Source organism: Calidithermus timidus DSM 17022 (assembly GCF_000373205.1).
GTDB lineage: Bacteria > Deinococcota > Deinococci > Deinococcales > Thermaceae > Calidithermus > Calidithermus timidus.
In genome coordinates this window covers 379028-399554 of the sequence record NZ_KB890696.1, presented here as the reverse complement: position 1 = coordinate 399554, position 20527 = coordinate 379028, and the positions used below count along the sequence as shown (strand labels likewise).

20 protein-coding genes are annotated in these 20527 nt (G+C 63.2%); 12 read left to right on the top strand and 8 right to left on the bottom strand.

Features of this window, described 5'->3' with window-relative positions; all coding sequences use genetic code 11:
* Nucleotides 1–15: 15 nt before the first annotated feature.
* Nucleotides 16–954 carry a sensor histidine kinase gene (locus tag B047_RS0108500; RefSeq protein ID WP_026234741.1) on the bottom strand — a complete coding sequence of 313 codons (939 nt, stop codon included), beginning with the start codon at nt 952–954 and terminating at the stop codon, nt 16–18.
* A 45-nt stretch (nt 955–999) separates the two neighbouring features.
* The gene (locus B047_RS0108495; protein WP_018466536.1) at nt 1000–1674 is read right to left on the bottom strand and encodes a response regulator transcription factor; all 675 of its coding nucleotides are present in this window, start codon (nt 1672–1674) and stop codon (nt 1000–1002) included.
* Between the two features lie 173 nt (nt 1675–1847).
* Here B047_RS0108495 and B047_RS0108490 point away from each other — a divergent pair, with 173 nt between their 5' ends.
* On the top strand, nt 1848–2291 hold the full coding sequence (locus B047_RS0108490; RefSeq protein ID WP_018466535.1) for a universal stress protein: 444 nt from the start codon (nt 1848–1850) through the stop codon (nt 2289–2291).
* An 87-nt stretch (nt 2292–2378) separates the two neighbouring features.
* Nucleotides 2379–6140, top strand: a complete 3762-nt coding sequence (gene dnaE, locus B047_RS0108485) for a DNA polymerase III subunit alpha (protein ID WP_018466534.1) — start codon at nt 2379–2381, stop codon at nt 6138–6140.
* A gap of 102 nt (nt 6141–6242) precedes the next feature.
* Here the strand turns inward: dnaE and B047_RS0108480 are convergent, their stop codons facing one another.
* From B047_RS0108480 to B047_RS0108470, 3 genes are all read right to left on the bottom strand, one after another.
* Entirely contained in the window at nt 6243–6521 is a 279-nt protein-coding gene (locus tag B047_RS0108480; protein ID WP_018466533.1) for a hypothetical protein, read from the bottom strand.
* 124 nt (nt 6522–6645) lie between these two features.
* The gene (locus tag B047_RS0108475) at nt 6646–6915 is read right to left on the bottom strand and encodes a hypothetical protein (RefSeq protein ID WP_018466532.1); all 270 of its coding nucleotides are present in this window, start codon (nt 6913–6915) and stop codon (nt 6646–6648) included.
* A complete protein-coding gene (locus B047_RS0108470) occupies nt 6905–7168 on the bottom strand; it encodes a septum formation initiator family protein (protein WP_018466531.1) in 264 nt (87 codons plus the stop codon). Before B047_RS0108470 ends, B047_RS0108475 begins: the two co-directional genes overlap by 11 nt.
* 171 nt (nt 7169–7339) lie before the next feature.
* Between B047_RS0108470 and B047_RS0108465 the strand changes: the two genes are divergently transcribed.
* Nucleotides 7340–7780: a Fur family transcriptional regulator gene (locus tag B047_RS0108465; RefSeq protein WP_026234739.1), complete on the top strand. Its 441-nt coding sequence runs from the start codon at nt 7340–7342 to the stop codon at nt 7778–7780.
* 52 nt (nt 7781–7832) lie between these two features.
* Here the strand turns inward: B047_RS0108465 and B047_RS0108460 are convergent, their stop codons facing one another.
* On the bottom strand, nt 7833–9299 hold the full coding sequence (locus tag B047_RS0108460) for a leucyl aminopeptidase (RefSeq protein WP_026234738.1): 1467 nt from the start codon (nt 9297–9299) through the stop codon (nt 7833–7835).
* 87 nt (nt 9300–9386) lie between these two features.
* On the opposite strand from B047_RS0108460, the gene B047_RS0108455 reads away from it, so the two are divergent.
* From B047_RS0108455 to B047_RS0108445, 3 genes are all read left to right on the top strand, one after another.
* Nucleotides 9387–10370, top strand: coding sequence for a DUF1385 domain-containing protein (locus B047_RS0108455; protein WP_018466528.1), 984 nt, complete (start codon nt 9387–9389; stop codon nt 10368–10370).
* Between the two features lie 84 nt (nt 10371–10454).
* Nucleotides 10455–11555: a tRNA 2-thiouridine(34) synthase MnmA gene (gene mnmA, locus B047_RS0108450; RefSeq protein ID WP_018466527.1), complete on the top strand. Its 1101-nt coding sequence runs from the start codon at nt 10455–10457 to the stop codon at nt 11553–11555.
* Between the two features lie 107 nt (nt 11556–11662).
* Nucleotides 11663–12391 (top strand): pseudouridine synthase, encoded by a 729-nt coding sequence (locus B047_RS0108445; protein WP_040779613.1) that lies wholly within the window; start codon nt 11663–11665, stop codon nt 12389–12391.
* A 106-nt stretch (nt 12392–12497) separates the two neighbouring features.
* Here B047_RS0108445 and B047_RS0108440 read toward each other — a convergent pair whose 3' ends face one another.
* On the bottom strand, nt 12498–15071 hold the full coding sequence (locus B047_RS0108440; protein ID WP_026234737.1) for an arsenate reductase (azurin) large subunit: 2574 nt from the start codon (nt 15069–15071) through the stop codon (nt 12498–12500).
* 9 nt (nt 15072–15080) lie between these two features.
* Complete coding sequence (locus tag B047_RS0108435; RefSeq protein ID WP_026234736.1) at nt 15081–15560, bottom strand: arsenate reductase (azurin) small subunit; 480 nt, start codon at nt 15558–15560, stop codon at nt 15081–15083.
* A 159-nt stretch (nt 15561–15719) separates the two neighbouring features.
* Between B047_RS0108435 and B047_RS0108430 the strand changes: the two genes are divergently transcribed.
* The 6 genes from B047_RS0108430 (at nt 15720) to B047_RS0108405 (ending at nt 20523) form a co-directional block, all read left to right on the top strand.
* A complete protein-coding gene (locus B047_RS0108430; protein WP_018466523.1) occupies nt 15720–16061 on the top strand; it encodes an ArsR/SmtB family transcription factor in 342 nt (113 codons plus the stop codon).
* Nucleotides 16062–16158: 97 nt separating this feature from the next.
* Complete coding sequence (gene pstS, locus B047_RS0108425) at nt 16159–17241, top strand: phosphate ABC transporter substrate-binding protein PstS (protein ID WP_018466522.1); 1083 nt, start codon at nt 16159–16161, stop codon at nt 17239–17241.
* A 95-nt stretch (nt 17242–17336) separates the two neighbouring features.
* Nucleotides 17337–18287: a phosphate ABC transporter permease subunit PstC gene (gene pstC, locus B047_RS0108420; RefSeq protein ID WP_018466521.1), complete on the top strand. Its 951-nt coding sequence runs from the start codon at nt 17337–17339 to the stop codon at nt 18285–18287.
* Nucleotides 18284–19117 (top strand): phosphate ABC transporter permease PstA, encoded by an 834-nt coding sequence (gene pstA, locus B047_RS16550; protein ID WP_018466520.1) that lies wholly within the window; start codon nt 18284–18286, stop codon nt 19115–19117. The genes pstC and pstA overlap by 4 nt, the downstream gene beginning before the upstream one ends.
* 9 nt (nt 19118–19126) lie before the next feature.
* Nucleotides 19127–19933, top strand: coding sequence for a phosphate ABC transporter ATP-binding protein PstB (gene pstB, locus B047_RS0108410; protein ID WP_157205852.1), 807 nt, complete (start codon nt 19127–19129; stop codon nt 19931–19933).
* A 68-nt stretch (nt 19934–20001) separates the two neighbouring features.
* Complete coding sequence (locus B047_RS0108405; RefSeq protein WP_026234733.1) at nt 20002–20523, top strand: DJ-1/PfpI family protein; 522 nt, start codon at nt 20002–20004, stop codon at nt 20521–20523.
* The last annotated feature ends 4 nt before the right edge of the window (nt 20524–20527 follow it).

Genomic DNA, 20527 nt, shown 5'->3' with positions numbered 1-20527 from the left:
CTCCAGGGAGAATTATCAGCCCCTATCGTAGGGAAAACGCAAACCGAAGGCATTGCCCCCCTCCCAGGCTTTGCCATAGGCCTGACCACTCCAGCCTGCGGCCAGGCGGCGCACCAGGGCCAGCCCCAGCCCCGAGCCGCGCACGCTGGCGGCGTGGTAGCCGCGCTTGCCTGGCTGGAACAGTGGCTCGTAATCGCCCAGGGGGGTGCCGAAGTCGCGCACCTCGAGCCACACCCCCTGCTCGTCCTGGCCACTCTCGACGATGACCTCTCCGCCAGGGCCGTACTTGAGCGCGTTGTCGAGCAGGTTCAGGAGGGCTTGGTACACCGCGTCGGGGTTGGCCCGAACGGTGTGGGGAATCTTCCAGGTGATCCAGGCGCTGCGCTCGGCGAGCTGAGGGGCCAGGAAGCGCTCGAGCCGGGGGCGCAGCTCCTCGAAGGCGAAGGTGCGCTCCTGACCCGGCAGACGGTTCAGGGGAAGGTCCTCGACCAGTCGCCGCAAACGCTGGGCTTCCTGCAGAATCAACCCCAACACCTCTTGCTCTTGCTCCTTCGTCAAACCCTGCTGCAGGGCCTCGATCAGGGAGAGCATGCCGGCTACCGGGGTGCGAAACTCGTGGGCCAACACCCGGCTAGACTCCTCCAGGGCCTCCAGGCGCTGCAGCTCAGCGGTCTGGTCGAGCAGGAGCAGCGCCCCCGGCACGGCCTTGGCCCACAGGTACCGCCCGCGCAACTCGAGCCGGGCCTGACCCCCCTCGCGGCACAGCCGCTCGAGGCGGTGGTCGCGCAACGCCAGCATCAGGGGCCTGCCCAGCACCCGCTCCCGCGCGACCTCCAGCAGCCGCGCGGCCTCGGGGTTGAGGTAAGTCACGCGCTCCTCGGCGTGCAGCACCACGCCCTCGCGGGCCTGTTCCCAAGCGCGCTCGAGGGCTTTGAGGCCGACGATGGCTTCCACGGGGTCACCCCTCACCGCGGGGGGAAGCACTCGGGGACACGGACCTCATGGGCTCTCACGGAAACGATACCCCACCCCGCGCAGGGTTTCGAGGTAGAGCGGGCTCTTGGGGTTTTCCTGCAACTTCTCGCGCAACTGGGCCACGTGCTGATCCACGGTGCGGGCGGTGCCCATGAACTCCTGCCCCCAGACCCGCTCGAGCAGTTCCTCGCGGGTGTAGACCCGCCCCGGATGTCGGGCTAAGAAGGCCAGCAAGTCGAACTCACGGCGGGTGAGATCGAGGGGGGTGTTGTGCAGGTAGGCCTGATGGCGCTCGAGGTCGAGTACCAGCGCGCCCCGCTCGATGCGCCCGCTTCGGCCCGAGCGGCGCAGCAGGGCCTGCACCCGCGCCAGCAGCTCAGGGGTCGAGAAGGGCTTGGTCAGGTAGTCGTCGGCCCCGCGCGTGAAGCCCTCGACCCGGTCGCTCTCGCCGCTGCGGGCGGTGAGCATGAGGATGGGCAGGTTCTCGTAGCGGCTGTCGGAGCGCAGGCGCTCGAGCAGCCTGACCCCGGGTTCGTCGGGTAGCATCCAATCCAGCAGCACCAGGTCGGCTTGCTCCACCAGCGGCCAGGCCTCGCCAGCGGTAGCGGCCTCGAGTACCTGATGCCCCGCCCGGCTGAGGCTCAGCCGCAAGCCCATGCGCACGGCGGGTTCGTCCTCGACCACAAGCAAGCGCGGCATCCTGGAATCCAGTGTAGCCGTGCTGCCGTCAGGAAATTGTCAGGCCGGGGCAAAGAGCCCCACCTCGGGCTCAGGGGCACATGTCCTAGGAAAGCTGGGCTAGGGTAAAGCCACGAGCGCCGCTCCGTATGAAGTGCCTTCGCCAGAGCGATGCGGCGAGAAGGAGTTGGCTCATGTTCAAGCGCATTCTCATCCCCACCGACGCAACCGAATTTGGGCGCAACGCCCTCGAGCAAGGCCTCGAGGTCGCCCGGCTCATGGGCAGCGAGGTGACCATCCTCTATGCCCTGGAAAACCCCTACGGGCTGGCGCCCGCCTACAGCGCCGAACCCCCCGAACAGATCGAGCGGGCGCTGGAGCGGTACCGCCGGGAGAGCGAGAAGGCCCTGGCCCAGATCAAGGAAATCGCCGCCGCCCAGGGCGTGAGCGCCAGGGCGGTGTTGGTCGAGGATAGCCCGGTCTCGGCGATCCTCGAGGCTGCCAAGGAGCACGACCTGGTGGTGATGGCGACCCACGGTCGCAAGGGCATCGAGCGGGTGCTGATGGGCTCGGTGACCGACAAGGTACTGCACAACTGCTCCACACCGGTGCTGGTGCTGCGGGGCTCGAGTGCCTGAGGTTGAATGCCAGATTCGCTTACCAGGCCGGGAATTGCACCTTGGTGACTTTCCGAGCGGCCATCCACGGCTTATGCTTTTGGCGTAATGCCAGCCAACGACCTGAATCCCTTCGCCGATCGCCCGAAGCATGAGCCCGATCACTGCCCGGTGTGCAAGTTCGCCCACCTGCACCAGCACACCCAGTTTTCGCTCTTAGACGGGGCGGCGCGCCTCAAAGACCTCATCAAGTGGGTCAAGCAGGTCAGCCCCACCGAGCCCATGCTGGCCATGACCGACCACGGCAACATGTTCGGAGCGGTGCAGTTCTACAAGTACGCCACCGAGGCCGAGGTCAAGCCCATCATCGGCTACGAGGCCTACGTGGCCGCCGAGAGCCGCTTCGACCGCAAGCAGGGCAAGGGGCTCGATGGGGGCTATTTCCACCTCACGCTGCTGGCCAAAGACTTCGAGGGATACCAGAACCTCTGCCGCCTGGCAAGTCGGGCCTACCTCGAGGGCTTCTACGGCAAACCCCGCATCGACCGCGAGATCCTGCGCGAGCACAGCGCGGGCATCATTGCGCTGTCGGGCTGCTTGGGGGCGGAGATCCCCCAGTTCATCCTGCAAGAGCGCTACGAGGATGCCGAGCGGCGCCTGCTGGAGTACCTCTCGATCTTCGGGGACAAGCGCTACTTCATCGAGATCCAGGACCACGGCCTCCCCGAGCAGCACAAGGTCAACCGGGTGCTCAAGGAGTTCGCCGACAAGTACGGCCTGGGTATCGTGGCGACCAACGACGGGCACTACGTACGCAAGGAGGACGCCGAGGCGCACGCGGTGGTGCTGGCGGTGCAGTCGAAGGCCACCTGGGACGACCCAAACCGCTGGAAGTTCCCCTGCGACGAGTTCTACGTCAAGACCCCCGAGGAGATGCGCTCTACCTTCGAGGACGAGCGCGAACTGTGGGGCCAGCGCTTCGACGAGCTCTTCGACAACTCGCTCGAGATCGGGCGCATGTGCAACGTCGAACTCGTGCCCAAGAAGGTGCAGTACCGCATCCCCAAGTACCCCCTGCCCGAGGGGCGCACCGAGGTCACGTACTTCCGTGAGCTCACCTTCAGCGGCCTCCTCAAGCGCTACCCCGAGCGGGTCACCGAGGATCTCTACCGCGAGTTCCTGCGCAGGCTGGGCCGGCTGGTGCCGCACGGGGATGGAGAGGTGTTGGCCAAGACCCTAGCCGAGTTGCCTGACCTCGAGGCCGCCCGCGCCCACCTCCCCGAACTCAAGGAGGGCATCCAGTGGGGGCCCTGGGAGATCCTCTCCCGCGCCATCTACGAACTCACCGTGGTCGAGCGCATGGGCTTTCCCGGCTACTTGCTCATCGTGAGCGACTTCATCAACTGGGCCAAGGACAACGGCATCAGCGTGGGTCCGGGGCGTGGCTCGGCGGCGGGGAGCTTAGTGACCTATGCGACCCGCATCACCAACATCGACCCGCTGGCCTACGACCTGCTCTTCGAGCGCTTCCTCAACCCCGCCCGCGTCTCGATGCCCGACATCGATACCGACTTCTCCGACGTGCGCCGCGGCGAGGTCATCGAGTACGTGCGCCGGCGCTACGGCGACGAGAGGGTGGCCCAGATCGGCACCTTCGGCACCTTGGCCTCCAAGGCCGCCATCAAGGACGCGGCACGGGTCTTTGGGCTGCCGGTGAAGAAGGCCGACGAGCTGGCCAAGCTCATCCCGGTGGTCTTCGGCAAACCCACGCCGCTGGAGAAAGCCATCGAGACCATCCCCGACCTCAGGGCCGAGATGGAGAAGGACCCCCTGGTGGCGCGGGTGATGGAGGTGGCGAAGAAGCTCGAGGGTCTCAACCGCCAGTCTAGCGTGCATGCGGCGGGTGTGGTGATCTCCGACGTTCCCCTCATGGACTACGTTCCCCTGATGCGGGCGGGCGACGGCGAGGGTAAGGTCACCCAGTACGACATGGGCTCGGTCGAGGCGCTGGGTTTCCTCAAAATGGACTTTTTGGGCCTGCGCACGCTCTCTTTCCTCGACGAGTGCAAGCGCATCGTCAAGGAATCCAAGGGCATGGATATCGACTACGACGCCATCCCCATCGACGACGAGAAGACCTTCGAACTCTTGGGGCGGGGCGAGACCAAGGGCATCTTCCAGCTCGACTCGGCGGGCATGACCTCCACCGTGCGCGGGCTCAAGCCCCGGCGCATCCAGGACATCATCGCGCTGGGTGCTTTGTACCGGCCTGGCCCCATGGAGAACATCCCCACCTACATCCGCCGCCACCACGGACGCGAGCCTGTCGAGTACCCACAGTTCCCCAACGCCGCGAAGTACCTCGAGCCCATCCTGCGCGAGACTTACGGCATCCCCGTCTACCAGGAGCAGATCATGCAGATCGCCTCGGCAGCTGCCGGGTACAGCCTGGGCGAGGCCGACCTGCTGCGCCGGGCGATGGGCAAGAAGAAGATGGAGGAGATGGTCAAGCACCGCGCCCAATTCAAGAAGGGCGCAGCGGAGAAGGGGATCCCCGAGGAGGAAGCCGATAGGCTCTTCGACTTGCTCGAGGCCTTCGCCAACTACGGCTTCAATAAGTCGCACTCGGCGGCCTACGCGATCCTCACCTACCAGACCGCCTACGTCAAAGCCCACTACCCCGTTGAGTTCCACGCCGCTTTGCTCACGGTCGAACGCGGTGACTCCGACAAGGTGGCCGAGTACATCCGCGCGGCCAGGGGGATGGGGGTGGAGGTGCTGCCGCCGGACATCAACCGCTCCTCCTTCAGCTTCAGCGCCGAAGGGCAGAACGTGCTTTTCGGGCTTTCGGCGGTGAAAAACGTAGGTGAAGGCCCCACCGAAGCGATCATCAAAGAGCGCGAGCGGGGTGGGCGCTTTAAGTCGTTGCCGGATTTTCTCAAGCGGGTAGACTCTACTGTGGCCAATAAGCGGGTGGTGGAATCGCTGATCAAGGCCGGGGCTTTCGATGAACTGGGTGAGCGCGGGCAGATGCTCGCCGCCCTCGACGACCTGCTCAAGTGGGCTCAGGCCGAACGCGAGAGCGCGAATTCGGGCATGATAGGCCTTTTCGCCGATGCCCATAGCGAGCCCGCCTTACCCAAAGTGCCCCCGCTGGACGAGATCACTCGGCTTCGCTACGAGAAGGAAGCCCTGGGCATCTACGTCACCGGCCACCCGCTCCAGCGCTACGAGGGGCTGCGTGAGGCCGCGAGCTGCACCATCGAGGAATTGCCCGAATTCTACGCCAGCCAGCGCAGCGGCAAGGGGCGGGTCAAGCTGTTGCTGGCGGGACTGGTGGAGGGCATCGTGCGCAAGCCCACCAAGTCGGGTGGGATGATGTGCCGCTTTACCCTGGGCGACGAGACCGGTGCGGTAGAGGTGGTGGCTTTTGGGCGCTCGTACGACAGGGTCTCGCCGCGGGTACGCGAAGATGCCCCGGTGCTGCTGGTGGCCGAGGTGGAGCCGGACGGGGAGGGGGAGACCTTGCGGGTGGTGGCGCAGGATGTATACCCCTACCACGACCTCGAGGGCATGCCCAGGGTGATGGAACTGGTGCTCGACATCGCCATCCTCGACGATGACAAGATGCGCGACCTCTACAGCATCCTCGACGAGCACGCGGGCACCCTCCCTCTTCAGATGCGCGTGCACGGGGCCGATTGCTGGGCCTGGCTCGAGGCTCGAGGTATCAAGGTGGGCGAAGACGCGCTGGGAGCCCTCAGGGCGCTGGACTGGCTCGAGGCCCGCCTGATCCCCGACCGCGAGGCGCTGCTGTTTGGCCAGCAGGGTGGCAATGGCGCGCAAAGCGAATCGGTGGTGCCTTTTTAGGGGGCGACTTCTCGCGTTTCTTGCATTTACGCTGCACCGCGTGCAGCGTAAATTACCGCCTACAGCAGCCTCTCGCTGTAGGCGGTATTCGTGGGAAGCGCTCTAAGCCCTGGGATGCTCACGCTCACAGAGCGTGAACTGTGGGGTAACAGCATTGCTAGCGGTGGCCAGGGGTTCAGGCAGCAGGAGGTCGCGCAGCGAAAAGCCTCCCCGGTTGTTGTTGGCCTTGGAAGGACGCCAGCTCGAGCCGCGTACCTCGAGGCTGGGCGAGGGGGCTAGGCTGGAGGGACTCGGCAGGAGCGCTGTGGCCGAAAGCCCCAGGGTCAGCGCCCCCAGGCACATCAGCTTTCGCGCACGGCTGCGAACGACTTCCCCCACCATGCTCCAAGCCTACTGCTCGAAGCGTTATTCGAGCGTTATAAAATCACAACTTCCTGATTAACGCCTGTAATACGGGATTCTCATCGAAGCCTCCGGCACCGGGCTACGCCGATTCACGGGGGATTTACGCACGCATTACGGGGTTGGGGGGAGCGTCGGGATCTTCCCAGGCCATCTCCACCAAATCGATAAGGGTTTCGACGGGAACCCCGTAGTCGCGGGCAATCTTCGCGATCTCCCGCCCCAGGCGCTGCAGTTGGGGGACGTAGGCGGGCTCGCCCAGGTCTTCGGCAACCGAGATCAGCCAGTCCACCAGCTCATGAGCCTGCTGATCGGTCAGGCCCTCGGACAGTCCCTCGTCCTCGAGGAAGCGCTCGGCGATGCTATCTGGCATTGAGAACCTCGCCCTTCTTGACGTAGCCTAAGCGGCGCACCATGGCCTCCCGGTACTCGGTGGTCTGGGCCGCGGCGATGTCGGCTTCCAAGGCGGCGACGCGTTTCTTCAGATCGTCGATGTGGGCCTGGGTTAGCGCCCGTTCTTGGCGGAGATCGAGAAAACGCTTGGCTTCGAGGCCGATCAGGCCTAACATGTGCAACGAGCCCAGCGCGAAAATCAGATGAAGAACTCGGTAGACGGGCCGCTCCACGACGTTCCCAGTATAAACCAGCTTCCGGATATGAACCTGGACCAAGCGGCGTTAAGCAGGCATGTGACTGGATTCTGAGTTTATGAAATCGAGAAGTGTATGCGCCACTGGACATGCATTTTCGGCCAAACTGGATTATACTCAGATTGGTACCCATAGGAGGGACGACAGATGGCTAGAACAAAAGAACGCGATACATTCCGCAGTCGGCTGAAAACCGTGGGCTTGCGCCACACGATGCCGCGTGAGCGCATCCTGTCCTTCTTGGACAAGAAGAACGTTCACCCCACCCCCGAGGAGCTGTACCAGAGCCTGAAGAAGAAGGGGTACGCCATTGGCCTTTCCACCGTGTACCTCAACCTCCAGGTGCTGCGCGACGCGGGTCTGTTGTGGGAGTTCAAGGACCAGCAGGGCAACACCCGTTACGACGGCTTTACCGAGAAGCACCACCACCTGTTCTGTGTGCAGTGCGGCACCATCGAGGACCTTTTGGCCAAGGACCTGCCCGAGTTCGATCCTGAGCCGGTCAAGAGGGCTGTTGAGTCGCGTACGGGCTGGTTCATCGAAGATGCCCGCCTCGAGCTGCGTGGGGTGTGCCCCAACTGTCAGTAAGTTTGGCCCTTAAAAAGGGGGTGCGGCGTGCCGCACCCCCGCCCTTTTTGAACTACTCTTCGCTCAGAGGATTGGGGCTTAGCAGCTCGACCAGGGTACGCACCCCGAAGCCCACGCCCCCCGCGGGCCCCAGCGGGTGAGGGCGCTCGCTGTAGGCAGGCCCGGCGATGTCGAGGTGCACCAGCGGCTTCTCGGTGAACTCCGCCAGAAACAGCCCAGCTACGATGGCCCCGCCGTGGCGACTGCGCCCGTGCACGTTCTTGAGGTCGGCGGTGCTGGAGATGATCATCTCGCGGTATTCCTCTTCTAAGGGCATCGGCCAGACCTTTTCCCCGGCGCGCTCGGCTGCTTCTTGTACCTCGCGTCCCAGCCGGGTGTCGGTGCTAAACATCCCCGCCACTTTGTCGCCTAGGGCAATCACGCAGGCGCCGGTCAGCGTCGAGAGCTCCACGATGGCTTCGGCGCCCTCGCGGTCGGCATGGGTGATGGCGTCGGCCAGGGTCAGGCGACCCTCGGCGTCGGTGTTGAGCACCTCGACGGTCTTGCCTGAAAGGCTCTTGAGTACGTCGGAGACACGGTATGCTGCTCCTGAGACCATGTTCTCGGCAGCCGCCACGTAGGCGCGTACCTCGCAGTCGGGCTGGAGCCGGGCGATGGCCCGCATGGTGCCCAGCACGGCAGCAGCCCCGGCCATGTCGCACTTCATGGTCAGCATGGATTCGCTGGGTTTGAGGGAATAGCCTCCGGTGTCGAAGGTCAGGCCCTTGCCCACCAGCGCCACCACCCTCGAGGGCTTGCCCTGGGGTCGGTAGGTGAGCCGGATGAAGCGTGGAGGGTTCACTGAACCCTGGGCCACGCCGTAAAAGGCCCCCATCCCCGCCTGCTGGATCTGCCGCTCGTCCCAGACCTCGACCTCGAGCCCCGCCTCCCGCGCCAGCTCCCTGGCCCGCTCGCCCAGCTCGGCAGGGGTCAGGACGTTGGGGGGTTCGTTGACCAGGTCGCGGGCGTAGTTGACGGCCTCGGCCACGATCTCGGCCCGGTCCACCGCCGGACCGGAGGAGCGCGCTAGCCACAGGCGCAGTTTCTTGATTTCCGGATCGGATTTGTACTTCTTGAACTCATAAGCACCAAGCAGCGCTCCCTCGGCCAGGGCATAGCTGGCCTGCTTTTTCCCGAATTTCTCGGCCAAAAAGGTCTCTGTGACCGCCTCCTTGAAGCCCAAACGAGTGACTTCGTGTACCAGCTTGGCCCCGGCCCGTCGCACGCTCTCGAGGCTCACCCCGCGCTTGCGGCCCAGCCCGAACAGCAGTACGAATTGCTCCCCCAGCGGCAGCAGCAGGGTTTCGCCAAATTCCCCCTTGTACTTGAGCTCGTCGAGGACCCGGCTGATCTGCCCCCCGCTCTTGGCATCCAGCTTCTTGGCTTCCTCGGTGAGCTCACCGCCCCAATATCCGGCGACGGTCAGCGGAGCGGGTATCTCGTCCACATATCTACGGGCGGATTTAATTGTAATTTCCATACTTCGGGAGCATACCACAGCGATTTTGAGAGAAAGCTGAGATTACGCTGGCTTTTTCCTCAAAATCGGGCGCGTATAATCGAACGGATGAGTACGAAACCACCCTTCGCGCTTCCACGGCCTTCCCTGCATGGGGCAGCTTTGAGCTTCTGGGCTCGTGTGGGTGCGGCTTTTCATGTCCAGGCCAACCCCAAGAATGCCCTCGGGGGCAGCGCCGCTCTCGAGGGGGTGATGATGAAGTCCCCCGAAGCCTGGGCCCTAGCCGTGCGCTTGCCTGGCGGCCAGATTCACACCGAGCGCCACGAGGAGGTCGCCCTCTCCAAGAAGTACGCCTGGGCGAGGCTGCCCCTGTTGCGGGGGGTGGTCGCGCTGTTCGACGCCATGTCGGTGTCCTACCGCGCGCTCTCGCGCAGCGCGCAGTTGGCCGGGGAAGAGGAGGAGCAACTCTCCAAGGGAGTGCTCTACACCACCATGGCCGTTTCAGCAGTTATCGGAATCCTGATCTTCATCGTATTACCGGGCTTGCTTTCCGGCTTCATCATCGACGCTGCGCGCTATCCGGTGTGGTACAACGCCCTGGCTGGGGTCTTCAAGGCTTCCATCTTGGTGGGATACCTGCTGTTCATCGGGCGCCTGCCCGACATCAAGCGCTTTTTCATGTACCACGGGGCTGAGCACAAGGCCATCGCGGCTTACGAGCGAGACCTGCCCCTGACCGTCGAGAACGTACGGGGTCAACCCGCCTATCACCCTCGCTGTGGCACCACCTTCATCGCTTTTGTAATCCTGGCGAGCATCGTGGTCTACAGCGTGCTGCCGGGTCAGGACAACCTGGCCTGGCGCTTGGGCGCGAGGGTGCTGTTTTTGCCCATCGTGGCCGGCCTGGCCTTCGAGCTGCTGCGCTTCACCGCCAGCCACAACGACCCCTTCTCCCGCCTGCTGCGGGGCTTTGGCTTCCGCTTCCAGATGCTGACCGTGAAAGAGCCCACCGACGACATGATCGAAGTGGCCATCGAGAGCACCAAGGCGGCCATCGGGGAGAAGAAGCCGGAGGCGGTGCCGGTGGCGTGAACGCCGAAAGCCGATGACTATCAGCAAGCCCTGGACGTTGGAGTGTGCCCCACCTCCTAAAGCCATCGGGTAGACTTAATCCTCGTGGGTAAGGCCCGCGTGCTCGTAGCCATGTCCGGGGGGGTGGATTCCTCGGTTTCTGCGGCGCTGCTCAAGGAGCAGGGCTACGAGGTGATCGGGGCCATGATGCGCTTCTGGCCCGATGGCAAGAAGGACGACTGTTTTGAGACCTGCTGTTCGCCGGATGCTGCTTACGAGGCGAGGCGGGTGGCCGATATCGTAGGCGTCCCCTTCTACCTCCTCGACTACCACGAGGAGTTCCAGCAGAAGATCATCGATCCCTTTATCGCGGGTTACGAAGCGGGGGAGACCCCCAATCCCTGCGTCAACTGCAACACGCGGGTCAAGTTCGACTCCCTGCTGCAGAAGGCCCGCATGCTGGGCTGTGATTACGTGGCTACCGGCCACTACGTCATCCGCGAGGGGAATGCCCTGCTGCGGGGCGACTTGCGCAAGGACCAGACCTATTTCCTATGGGGTGTGCCCAAGGAGGCCATCCCCCACATGCTCTTCCCCGTCGGGCACATGGAAAAGCCGCAGGTGCGCCTGCTGGCCGAGCGCTTTGGCCTGCCTACTGCTAAGAAGCCTGAGAGCCAGAACATCTGCTTCGTGCAGGGTGACCTCAAGGATTTCCTGGCCGGGCACCTCACCGCCAGGCCGGGGCCGCTGGTGGACCTCGAGACCGGCGAGGTGATCGGGGAGCACCACGGGGCGCAGTTCTACACGGTGGGCCAGAAGAAGGGGCTAGGGCTCTTCAAGACCCACCTCGAGCGCTACGTGGTGCGGGTCAACACCGCCACCAACGAGGTGATCGTGGGGCCGCGCGAGGCCTGCTTGTGGGGGGGGCTCGAGGCGAGAGAGGTCAACCTGCTGGTCGAACCCGAGGAGTTGCCCGAGACCTTGGAGGTGCAAGTGCGCTACCGCACCAAGCCCGTGCCGGGTACGGTCGAGCTGCTCGAGGGCGGGCGCATGCGGGTGCGGCTCGCCGAGCCCCAGTTCGCCGTGACGCCGGGGCAGAGCATGGTGCTCTACCGGGGAAACCGCCTGTTGGGCGGCGGGTTCATCGCCCGGCCCCTGCACAACCAGCTCGAGGCCCGTGCTGGGGCGGGACTTCTGGCAGGCTGAGGAGTCCTTTCTGGGTCCCCCTGAGCCGCAAAAGCTTGACGCATACTGCATAAGTCGGTATTTTAAAGTTATAAAGCCCGGAGATGTCCGGGGTTTTTCTTTTTGACATGGCGAAAGAACGCTTGGACAAGGTACTGGCCCACCTGGGCCTGGGCAGCCGCAAAGAGATCCACCGGCTGGCCCGGGCCGGGCTGGTCTCGGTGGATGGGGAGGTGGTGCGTGACGCGGCCTTTAAGTTCGACCCCACCCGCTCGCGCCTCGAGGTGGACGGCGAGGTGGTGGTCTACCGGGCCTTCTTTCACCTGATGCTGCACAAGCCCGCCGGCTACGTCACCTCGACCAGCGACCGCGACGGCCAGCCCGTCACCGCGCTCCTGCGTGAGGAGTGGCAGCGCGACGACTGGATGCCGGTGGGCCGCCTCGATAAGGACACCGAGGGCCTGCTGCTGCTGACCACCGACGGCGAGCTGCTGCACCGCCTGACCCACCCTCGCTGGAAGGTGGGCAAGCGCTACTACGCCGAACTGGCCTTCCCCGCCACCCCTGCCGACGTGGAGGCCTTCGCCCTGGGCCTCGAGCTCGACGACGAGCTCCTACAACCCGCCGAGCTCAGCCTCCATGCCGATGCCCGCAAGGTCGAGCTGGTGATCCGCGAAGGCAAGTACCACCAGGTCAAGCGGATGTTCGCCGCGCGGGGAAACCACGTCACCTACCTCAGGCGCATCGCCTTCGGGCCACTCGCCCTCCCGCCTGACTTGACCATAGGAGAATCCAGGCCGCTCGAGCCCGACGAGGAGCGCAGGCTCTACGAAGCCGTAGACCTTGCCGCACGCTAGGGACGCTCGACCTGATCACGTTCTCCACATTTACGCTGCATCACGTGCGGCGTAAATTACCGCCTACAGCTGCCTCTTGCTGTAGGCGGTATTCGTAGGAACCGCTCTAATCGAACTTGTTTTGGGCCAACAAGCTGGTGTTGCTGGTCACGTCGGGGAGCCCCCCGGAGAGTTTGCGTATGGCGACTCGAGTGCCCTTGTACCAGGGGATGGTGGTTTTGGGGTCGGTGTAGCCCGAGACCATGCTGTTGGACGTTCCTCGCGTGTGGTATTGCAGGGCGAAGATCAGACCGGGCTTCACCGCATCGGTCACGTAGACCATGAAGGTGCCGTTGCCCTCCTCGTTCCAGACCTCCACGATGTCCCCGCTCTTGATGCTCAGACGCTGGGCATCCTGCGGGTGCAATTCGATATATGGCAGGGGGAGGGTCAGCATCTTCTCAGGCAGGAAGCGGTCGTTGTACATGGTCTGCCAGATGGCCTGGGCACGTCCGGTAGTCATCCAGAAGGGGTACTTCTGGGCCATATCGCCCTCGAGGTACTTCTGCACCTCGGGGGGATAGCCCTCCCAATCGTCGGTGCCGTACCAGCTAAACTTGCCATCCTTGGTGCCGAACTTGGTGCTGTAGCGGCGCAGGGTTCCTACCGGCTTGCCATTTTCCACGCGAACCGGGGTACGGATGCCCTGCTGCCCCACCTGCTTGAGGAAAGCATAGGTCACGCCCTTATAGCACTCGGCGGGCAGGGTGGCCTCTTCGGAGGCGGGAACGTTGTTGTCGGGGAACTCGCTGGCCCCGGCCAGGAACACGTCCTCGTCCTTGTTCCAGCCCTTGCCGAACTCGAACTTTCTCGCTTCGGCCTCGTTGCCGTCCTTGCGGTACAGATCGGCCATCCGCAGCCCTACCAGCTTGCAGATTTCCCAGTCCTGCTTGGCCTCGCCGGGGGGGTCCATGAACTTCTCGTACAGGCGCAGCAGGCGGCTGTTGCAGTTGATGGAGGTCTGGTTGGCTTCGCCCCAGGCGCTCGCCGGGAGCAGCAGATGAGCGTCGAGGGCGGTGTGGGTCATGTAAAGGTCCTGCACCACCATAAATAGCCCGCCCGTGGCCTCGAGCCCCTCGAGCACCTTGGCCACATACTCTCCTGTCGTGCCTGGCTCCCCCGACTGGCCGAGGTAGTCGGTCAGGGCCTTGGTGCGCTCGTGGATGCGCTTGCGGAAGAGTTGGTTGTTGGGGGTGGAGAGGTAGGGATTGGTACCGATCACCCAATACAGCTTGCCGCCCCCGTCGGTGAGGTACTTGTCCACGTTGACCGGTGGCCCGCCGTTGTAGATGGAGCCTGGGGTGGGGGAGGGTGGGCGCACGTAGCCCTCTTGGTGTCCTCCCTGCCGCCCACAACCCGTGCCGGGCCTGCCGATGTTCTGGCTGAGCACGGCCATCTGTACCAGAGCTGCGATCTGGTCGTAGTTTTTCATGTTCCAGATCATGCCCTTCTCGTAGATGGTGAGGGTGCGGCGCCTGAAGCCCCCAGCTTTGGGCTTGGCGATCCAATCGGCGGCTTTCTCGATGTCGGTTCTGGAAACCCCGGTGATACGCGAGGCCTGGGCCATGAACTCGGCATAAGGCGTGCCCAGCTTGAGCGACTTGGCCTTATACTCCTCGAATTTGGCCATGTCGGTGCGGTTTTGCAGGTACTGCATATTGTAGTAGCCGCGCTCCCAGATCACCCGGGCAATGGCATTGGCCAGGATGTAATCGGTGCCCAGGTTGGGCCTGAGGTGCAGGGTGCGGCCCGGCGCGACGGTCTGGGCGATGGTGAGCGAACTGGTGCGGCGCGGGTCTACCACGATCATGTAGGCAGCTTCGACTGGCTCGTTGCGCTCGAGGCTTTGCTGCTTCTCGGGGATGGTGGCCCCCTGCAGGTTGGGCAGTATGTGCTCGGTGTAGAACACGCTCCCCGTCTCGTAGGTATTGGCTCCCCACAGCACGATGGTATCGGCCAGTCGGGCGTCGCTGGCGTCGTAGTTCAGCTCGTGCACGCCACGCTCGCGGCTACCCCAGACCTCGGAGTTGTAAGCCGGACGATTGTGAATGGCGATGTGTTTGACGCTGAAGCCCTTGAAGAACAGCGAGCCCACTCCGTAGTTGTTCTCGAACCCCGCTCCCGAGCCACCGTGATCGAAGGCCTTGACCGCGATATTGTCGTCGTTGCCATCCTTGTCACGGATGCCCTTGGCTACCCCACACACGATGTTGAGGGCTTCCTGCCAGGTAATGACCTGGAACTGGTCCCCCACCCGTAGCATGGGGTACTTCAGGCGCTCGCGGGTGGCGCGGCTCTCTGAGAAGGTAGCGATGGCGTTGGTGGCTCCTCGCGAGGAGTGATCCCCGTTGAGGTTGATGGGGGAGTCCTTGGCGGGCACGATCACCACGTGATACTGCACCCCGTCTTTGTTGGTGACGATGGAGTGCATGGTTTCGGAGTAGGTTTGCCCGGCGATGGGGGGTTGGGTGCTGAGGTTGACGCCGAAGGCGTTCTGGCTGGCCTCGAGGCCCCCCTGCGTGCCCACCGGCCAGGTATACACCTTGTACCCACAGCCCACAGTGCAGTACTGGCACACCGTATTGCGGACGGTAGCATTCCTGGGCGGAATGGGTAGTTGATCCCTGCGTTCGTAGGACATTCAAACCCCCTAGATATTGCGGGCCCGGCCCCAGATGAGGCCGACCACGCCCTGAGCCAGGATGTCGCCGTTCTGCGCGACGCGCAGCCGGATTTGCGGCAGCGGCGTACTGGCCAGCCCCTGGTAGCACTGCCCGGCTTTGGCAGGGTCAAACATCGAATAGTGGCACGGACAAACAAAGCGCCCGCCCTTGAACTGCACCCCGCAGCCCATATGGGTGCAGGCGGCGGAGAAGGCCACGATATCCCGATCCCGGCCCACCCCGCCGATGGCGCGTTGTCCCAGTTTGACCAATACCCCTTGAGCCGAGCCATCGGGGTAGTTGAAGTAGACTGCCTGGCCATTCCGCAGGTTGTTGATGTTGCCAACCTTCAGCGCCGGATAGGCCAGGCTGGGGGCATAACCGTACTGGGCCTTTCCCCCGCTGGCCACTGCAACCACACCGGCAAGTACCTTAAAGACACTTCTACGGCTTAGCGTTGCCGCCATGCATCCCTCCCTTGTTGCGAGCAAGATGTTTTATGTATATCAAATCAATTTGGTAAATGTCAATGTTAAAGCCGTTAGGCACGGCTTTGCCACACGAAAACTCAGGAACGGGTTTGTTGCTTGTGTGGCTCGAGCCGAACTCTGCTACACTGAGCCTGCATGAACGAAAAGCTCGCCGTAGCTCGCCTAAAAGCCCTGGCCGATCCCGCACGGCTCAAACTGGTGCGCATCCTGGCGGATTTGCCCGATGAACATACCCTCCGCGATGAGCGCTGTGGAACGGCCTATGGGGTTTGCTTTTGCCACCTTGAAGATCGCCTGGGGCTCTCAGCACCGACCGTCAGCCACCACCTCAAGGTTCTGCGTGAGGCGGGTTTGATCGAGGCGATACGGGCGGGACGCTGGACCTATTATCGGCTCAATCCGGCTGGCCTCGGTGGCCTCTTGCAGGAGCTGGCCGAGCTTCAGCCCAAACCGATCCGGCTCGAGCTTGCCCAATAGACCCGATAAATCCGGCAATGCCTCTCCCTGGTACGACTTGCTCATGACAACCTCCTGACACAGGCCGAGCAGGCTAGAAGCCGTGGGAGGATCTGGCATGAAAAAGCTCTTAGCCACTGCTGTTGCTGCCGCCGCTCTATCGGGATTGGCCTCGGCTCAAAGCGTCAACCTCACCGGAGCCGGGGCGACCTTTCCCTTCCCCATCCTGGCGAAGTACTTTGACGAGTACGCCAAGCTAACCAACAGCCAGGTGCGGGTAAACTATCAGTCCATCGGCTCTGGCGGTGGTCAGCGCCAGTTCATCGAGCAGACCGTGCACTTCGGGGCTTCCGACAACCCCTTGAACGACCAGCAGATGGCGGAGATTCGCAAGAACACGGGCTCTGCCGCCCTCAACATCCCCTTTGTTTTAGGGGCAGTGGTGCCCACCTACAATCTTCCTGGCCTGGCCAAGCCCCTGAACTTCACCGGTGAAGTGCTGGCCGACATCTTCCTGGGCAACATCAAGACCTGGAACGACCCGGCCATCGCCAAGCTCAACCCTGATGTCAAGCTGCCCCCCCTACCCATTACCGTGGTTCACCGCTCCGACGGTTCCGGCACCACCTTCGTCTGGACCGACTACCTGAGCAAGGTTTCGCCGGAGTGGGCCCAGAAAGTGGGCCGGGGCAACAGCGTAGACTGGAAGGCTCCCAACAAGGTGGGAGCGCGGGGTAACGAGGGAGTGGCCGGGGTGGTGCGCCAGACCCCTGGGGCCATCGGCTACAACGAGGTGACCTACGCCGTCCAGAACAAAATCGCCTATGGAGCGGTGCAGAACAAGGCGGGCCGTTTCGTGCTGGCCGACCTGCCCTCCATCTCTTCAGCGGCTAACGTACCCCTGCCCGGTGATGCTCGTATCTCCCTGACCAACACCGCTGCGCCCGATGGCTACCCCGTCGCCAGCTTCTCCTACCTGCTGGTTTACGAAAAGCTCGAGGCCAACAAGGCCTTCAAATCCGAGGCCGAAGCCAGGGCCTTCGTAGGGCTGCTGAAGTGGTTGGTGACCGATGGGCAGAAGTTCAACGAACCCCTCACCTATGGGCGCCTGCCCGGCGTAGCCCAGCAGCGGGCTCTGGCCTTGATCGCCCGCATCACCTACCAGGGCAAGCCCTTGGGCAAGGAAATCGTAGGCCGCTAGACTTACTGCTGGGGGAGGGCCGCCTCCCCCTGTAAGCTTTTACTATGCAGGCTCCACTCGCCCGATCCAACAAAAGACCCTCAGCCTTGTATCGGATGCTGGGGGATCGTGTTTTTGCTGCCGTGGTGACGCTGCTGGCCTTCGGGGTAGTGGCGCTGTCTTTGGGACTGGGTTACTACCTCTACTTGGGGGGGGCCCAGGCCATCGAGCGCTTTGGCTTTTGGGGTTTTCTCACCGGAACCACTTGGGATCCCGCGCTCAAGGAGGAGTTTGGGGCCTGGCCATATCTTGTGGGCACTTTGCTCACCAGTTTCTGCGCCCTGCTCCTCTCCCTCTTCCCCGCTATCGCGGCTGCCATTTACGCTGCTGAATATGCTCCGAGGTGGCTCGTGGGCGTCATCAATTACCTCGTAGACCTTATGGCGGCTGTTCCGAGTGTGGTCTACGGCCTATGGGGTATCTTTGTTTTGGCCCCCTTCTTACGGGAAAAACTCTTTCTGCCTGCCTACATGTGGGCGGCGGAAAATGCTCCTGGTGTTCTGCCGTATCTGGGAAACCCCTCGGGCTATGGTTTCTTTACCGCGGTGGTGATCCTGGCAAGCATGATTATTCCCTACACGACGGCCTTGGCTCGAGACGCCATCAGCCTGGTGCCCCAAGCTCAGCGCGAGGCTGCCTATGCCTTAGGGGCGACGCGCTGGGAGGTGATGCGCCTGGCCATGCTGCCTTATGCTCGGGGAGGGATCTTGGCCGGGGTAATCCTGGCACTAGGACGGGCCCTGGGAGAGACCATGGCGGTGGCGATGGTGATCGGCAACACTAACATCATGCTCAAGCTACTGGGCATTCCGCTGCTATATCCGCTCTTCGGACCCGCCACTACCATGCCTTCGGTGATCGCTCTGGAATTCAAGGAAGCGGTTACCGACATTCACCTCTCCAGCCTTATCGCTCTGGGTTTTTACCTCTTCCTGGTGGCCTTCGCGGTTAATTTGCTGGCCAGTTACCTGATCAATGCCTTCAAGGTAGGAGGTCAACGGGCATGAGGAGCTTGCAGGCTCGCTATAACCGTGACCGCTTCATGATGGCTTTGTTGGTGCTGGGCACGGCTCTGGCCGCTTTACCGCTGCTTCTGCTGCTGGGGTATGCCCTGATCGAGGGTTTCACCTCGCTCAACTGGGACTTTTTCACCAAAACGCAAAAGCCCCCAGGCGAGCTTGGCGGTGGCATGGCCCAGGCCATCGTGGGAACGATCATTCTCAACGGGGTGGCTTTGTTATTGGCCATCCCCTTTGGCTTGGCAGCAGGGATTCTGCTCTCCGAGTACCCCGAGCACCCGCTCAACCCCCCCTTGCGGGTACTCTCCGATACCCTCAACGGGATGCCCGCGATCCTCAAGGGCCTCCTCGCCTACGTGCTCATCGTCAAGCCGATGGGGGGGTTTTCGGGGTTATCGGGTGCGGTGGCTCTGGCCTTCATCATGCTGCCGATTCTGGCCAAATCCACAGAGAGCGTGTTGCGGCTGGTACCCTGGACGATTCGTGAAGCCGGGCTTGGGTTAGGCCTGCCCCGCTGGCGGGTGATTCTTTCCTTGGTGCTCCCAGCTGCTCGCGCAGGAGTGGTGACGGGTATGCTCCTGGCTCTTTCCCGCGCAGCAGGAGAGGCCGCACCGCTTCTTTTCACCGCTTTTGGTAACGTCTATATGCAATTCAATCTGCTCCAGCCCATGGATTCCCTGCCGGTGCGGCTGTATACCTATGCGGTCAGCCCCTACGATGACTGGCACCGCCAGGCCTGGGCTGCAGGCTTGGTGCTTTTGGGGCTGATCGTGCTGACGAGCCTACTGGCTCGCTGGGCGACCCGTGGGCGCCAATAGGAGAGACAGATGATTCGCCCTGAAGTAAAAACTACCTCCGGTGACGTACGCGAAGAGCTGCCCCTGCGCATGGAAACTCGAGGCCTATCCGTGTTCTACGGAAAAAAGGCGGGGGTCAGGGATGTGAACCTCCCCATCTATACCAATCGGGTGACCGCGCTCATCGGCCCATCGGGTTGTGGAAAGACCACCTTTTTGCGGGCCCTCAACCGCATGCATGACCTTACCCCCATCGCCCGCGTAACCGGTGAGGCTTTGTTGGATGGCCAGAACATCTATGAGCGCGGGGTGGACCCCGTAGAGGTACGCCGCAGGGTTGGCATGGTTTTTCAGAAGCCCAACCCCTTTCCCACCCTCTCCGTTTATGACAACGTGGCCTCCGGGTTGAAGCTGGTGGGCATTCGCCACAAAGGCTTGCTGGATGAAGCGGTAGAGCGCTCCCTGAGGCAAGCCGCCTTATGGGAGGAGGTCAAAGACCGCCTGCGGGCTCCGGGCATGAGCCTCTCGGGTGGCCAGCAGCAGCGATTGTGCATCGCCCGCGCCCTGGCGGTGCAGCCCGAGGTCTTGCTGATGGACGAGCCCACCAGCGCCCTCGACCCCATCTCTACCCAGTCCATCGAAGACCTGATGAGCGAGTTAAAGAAGCACGTGACCATCGTGATTGTCACCCACAACATGCAGCAGGCTGCCCGCGTCTCCGACTTCACCGGTTACTTCCTCACCGGCGAACTCGTGGAGTTCGGCCCCACCAGCCAGATGTTCACCAACCCTAAGGACCCGCGCACAGAGGCCTACATCACGGGGCGGTTCGGGTAAGGGAAGGGGTGTTGGTCGTACGTCGTATGCCTTAGCCCCCGGCCCTTGACCTCCTATAAGATGACCCCGTGCGACTGGGTGTGTTGTTGAGCCCGGGTTTCCTCGAGGCCGAAGCCGCGTTGGCCCTGGAAGTGGCCCGCTTGTTGGAGTGGGAGGCCTTCACCCTGGCGCGGGGGAGGACGGCGCTCGAGGGAGCCGGGGGCTCGGTCTGGACGCCGCGCTACGTGTTGGGGGCCCGCACCGCGCTGGACGTGTTGGTCATTCCCGGAGGCCCGCAGATGAGCAAGCTGGGCCGCGACGCAGATCATCAGGACTGGTTCGCCCAGGTGTGGGAGGGCTTGCGGGCGGTGTTCGCCGGCGCAAATGCTGCACTGATGCTGCTCGAGCTCGGCCACCTCCAGCGCTCCCAGCCCCTGGCTGCTCACCCCCTTGCGCTCGAGGCGCTGCGCGAACGAGGTTTCCGGCCCGAGGCCAGGCCGGTGCTGTGGCAGGGCAAGGTTTGCACCACGCGGGGCTACCTGGAATTGCCCAAAGCCATGCTCGAGTGGGCCGGCTTCTCCGACGAAGCTAGGGCGCACATTGGGCTGTGAGATG